This is a genomic window from Bacteroides sp. 519 (assembly GCF_010500955.1).
GTDB lineage: Bacteria > Bacteroidota > Bacteroidia > Bacteroidales > Bacteroidaceae > Bacteroides.
On the sequence record NZ_QVMJ01000110.1, the window covers coordinates 1 to 322 of the forward strand.

1 pseudogene is annotated in these 322 nt (G+C 40.4%); it reads left to right on the plus strand.

What is annotated here, in order from left to right:
* Nucleotides 1–224 precede the first annotated feature (224 nt).
* A pseudogene (locus D0T85_RS22115) lies at nt 225–322 on the plus strand (copper homeostasis protein CutC); the annotation flags it as partial.

A 322-nucleotide genomic window follows, 5' to 3' on the forward strand; every position in this document is an offset into this window, starting at 1 on the left:
GGAACGGCTTTACCCCCAAATAAAAAAAAAAAAAAAAAAAATTTTGGGGGCAACCCCCCAAAATCAACCCCCAAAAAAACAAAAAGAAAAAAAAACGATGGAGAATAGGGTATTGCCCACCTCCTGTCATTAAGAACAAGATAGCACCGAAGCTCCCGAAAGAAAGGTGGGTTGTAAACTCTCTCAAACCATTCTGAAGCCAAAAGAGCATTCAGTTTGTGTTTCTTATGCAAGCCTCGAAAGGATTATCCGTTACTTTTCATCGTGCATTCGATCAATGCCGGGAACCGTTTCAAGCACTGGAACAATTAATAGATTTGGG